This is a genomic window from Streptomyces sp. NPDC059443 (genome assembly GCF_042750105.1).
In the GTDB taxonomy this organism is placed as follows: Bacteria; Actinomycetota; Actinomycetes; order Streptomycetales; family Streptomycetaceae; genus Streptomyces.
On sequence record NZ_JBHYVM010000023.1, the window covers coordinates 63,279 to 65,833 of the forward strand.

The window sequence follows — 2,555 nt, forward strand, 5'->3', positions numbered from 1 at the left end:
TTACATCCACACCCGCGCTCTTGCCCCCCCCCCCGCCCCCCCCCCCCCCCCGGGGGGGGGGGGGGGGGGCCCGCGGGGGGGCGCGGGCGGGGCGGGGGGGGGGGCGGGCCCCCCCCCCCCCGGGGCGGTGGGATCAGTGGACCGTGAAGCGGACCGCGCTCTCCAGGAAGGGGATGTGCAGCCACGGCCTGGGCTCCATGACCAGCGCGAGCAGCGTGATCGCCACACCCAGCAGGCCGTACGTGACCATGTCCGTGAACCGGGAGCGCACCGCGAGCATGCCCACGGAGGGCAGTATCCGGCGCAGCACCGACGCCGCGATCAGCGCGACGCCGATCATCAGGCAGCCGAGGCGCGGATGGCCCATGGCGGTGGCCAGCAGCCCGCCCGCCGTGGCGGCGAGGACGGCCAGCATCGGCCACTGACGGGCCGGCGCCGGCGCGTCGCCGGGCGCGGCCCGGCCGCCGCCCTCGGGGCGGGCGGTGTCCCGGGTGACGGAGGGGAAGCGGCGGGACCGGACCGCAGCGGCACCGGCCTCGGCCGCGGCTTCGGCCTTGGCCCCGGCCTCCGGAGCCGCTTCGGGCCCCGTGGCGGACCCGGCGGTGGATCCGGCCGGCTGCTGCGCTCCCGAGGACACCGCAGGCCCCGTAGAGCCTGCGGATCCCGTGGATCCGGCGGACCCCGTCGATCCGGCGGACCCTGCGGAATCCTCGCGCTCAGCCCGCACTGGGGACGGTCCGCTCGGCGGCCTCGACCACGTTGACGAGGAGCTGGGCGCGGGTCATCGGGCCGACGCCGCCCGGGTTCGGGGAGATCCAGCCGGCCACGTCCGCGACCCCGGGGTGCACGTCCCCCACGATCTTGCCGTTCTCGTCGCGGCTGACGCCGACGTCGAGCACGGCCGCGCCCGGCTTCACGTCCTCCGGCTTGACCAGGTGCGGGACGCCCGCGGCGGCGACGATGATGTCGGCCTGGCGCAGCTGGGCCGCCAGGTCGCGGGTGCCGGTGTGGCACAGCGTGACGGTGGCGTTCTCCGACTTGCGGGTCAGCAGCAGGCCCATCGAGCGCCCGACCGTGATGCCGCGGCCGAGGAGCACCACGTGGGCGCCGTTGATCTCGATGCCGTGGTGGCGCAGCAACTGGACGATCCCGTACGGAGTGCACGGCAGCGGGCCCGGCTCGTTCAGAACCAGCCTGCCGAGTGACATGGGGTGCAGTCCGTCGGCGTCCTTCGCCGGGTCCATCAGCTCCAGGACGCGGTTGGTGTCGATCCCCTTGGGGAGCGGGAGTTGGACGATGTAGCCCGTGCACTCCGGGTTGTCGTTCAGCTCCCGCACGACCGCCTCGATGTCCTCCTGGGAGGCCGTCGCGGGCAGTTCGCGCTGGATGGAGGCGATGCCGACCTCGGCGCAGTCCTTGTGCTTGCCGTTGACGTACCAGCGGCTGCCCGGGTCGTCGCCGACCAGCAGGGTGCCGAGGCCCGGGGTGGTGCCCCGGGCCTTGAGCGCCGCCACGCGGGCGGTCAGTTCGGACTTGATCGCGGCTGCGGTGGCCTTGCCGTCGAGAATCTGGGCAGTCATGGCCCCATCCTCCCGGATGGACCGGTCACGGTTCCAGTCGCATCCGCCCCGCGACCGGTCCGGTTCGTTGCACTTGCACAACAAACGCGCGGCCGGGCGCGCAGCGGCTGGACAAGTCCACCCCGTTCGCACGACGATGACCGGAAGATGTGCCGCGGGCAGTGCCGGGGGGCGGGCCGCACCACTTGCAGTGATTCCTCCTAGCGTGCCGTGCGTCCCCGCACTTCCACGGAGGAACACCCCAAGATGAGTTTCGGCGACCCGAACAACCCGTACGGGCAGCAGCAGCCCCAGGGCCAGCCCGGTTACGGCTACCCGCAGCAGGCTCCCCAGGGCATTCCGCCGCAGGGCGGCTACGCCTACCCGCAGGCCCCCCAGGGCTACCCGGGCGGCCCCGGCGGCTTCCCGGGCGCGGCCGTACCGATGCCCGGCGGGGTCTCCGCCGCCCGTGTCATCCTCTTCATCCTCGGCGGGCTCTCGGCCCTCGGAGGCGTGCTCGTCATCATCGGCGGGGCGGTGTTCGCCTCGGCGCTCTCCGGCACCTCCAGCACCTCCGGGGCCAACCCGGGCGCCGTCGCGGGCGGCGTGTTCGTCGTCGCCGGCATCTTCCTCATCGGCCTGGCCCTGTGGGCGATCCTGACCGCCGCCAAGCTGAGCAAGGGCCGCGGCGGCGTCCGCGCCTCCGGCATCGTCTACGGCTCGCTCCAGACCCTGTTCGCACTGTTCAGCGTGCTCGGCAACCTGGTGGCGCTCAGCAGCACCAACGCTCCCGGCGGCATCGCGTTCTCCCTGGTCATCGCGGTGGTCTCGCTGGCCATGGGCGTGTGGATCATCGTCGGTCTGGCCAACTCGGCCGCCGGCGCCTACTTCAAGCGCCCGCAGTACTAGAACCACCGCCGCCGGCACGAAGTCCCGTACCGGCGGCGCAGAACGGCGAAGGCCGCGCGCCCCCTACTCCTGTCTCTTTTACACAAC

General features: G+C 73.6%; 3 protein-coding genes. 1 reads left to right on the forward strand and 2 read right to left on the reverse strand.

All coding sequences use genetic code 11. The features are described 5' to 3' along the window. Window positions 1–133 precede the first annotated feature (133 nt). Together ACFXDJ_RS22355 and ACFXDJ_RS22360 are read right to left on the reverse strand one after the other, a co-directional pair. A complete protein-coding gene (locus ACFXDJ_RS22355) occupies window positions 134–637 on the reverse strand; it encodes a DUF3017 domain-containing protein (RefSeq protein WP_384664072.1) in 504 nt (167 codons plus the stop codon). A 79-nt stretch (window positions 638–716) separates the two neighbouring features. After that, window positions 717–1,580 carry a bifunctional methylenetetrahydrofolate dehydrogenase/methenyltetrahydrofolate cyclohydrolase gene (locus ACFXDJ_RS22360; protein WP_384664070.1) on the reverse strand — a complete coding sequence of 288 codons (864 nt, stop codon included), beginning with the start codon at window positions 1,578–1,580 and terminating at the stop codon, window positions 717–719. Window positions 1,581–1,826: 246 nt separating this feature from the next. Here ACFXDJ_RS22360 and ACFXDJ_RS22365 point away from each other — a divergent pair, with 246 nt between their 5' ends. Beyond that, window positions 1,827–2,468: a hypothetical protein gene (locus ACFXDJ_RS22365; RefSeq protein ID WP_384664069.1), complete on the forward strand. Its 642-nt coding sequence runs from the start codon at window positions 1,827–1,829 to the stop codon at window positions 2,466–2,468. Window positions 2,469–2,555: the final 87 nt, after the last annotated feature.

Bases quoted from the DNA above. Each gene is read 5' to 3' on its own strand.
- ACFXDJ_RS22360 (WP_384664070.1), bottom strand. From the start codon at position 1,580: ATGACTGCCCAGATTCTCGACGGCAAGGCCACCGCAGCCGCGATCAAG.
- ACFXDJ_RS22365 (WP_384664069.1), top strand. From the start codon at position 1,827: ATGAGTTTCGGCGACCCGAACAACCCGTACGGGCAGCAGCAGCCCCAG.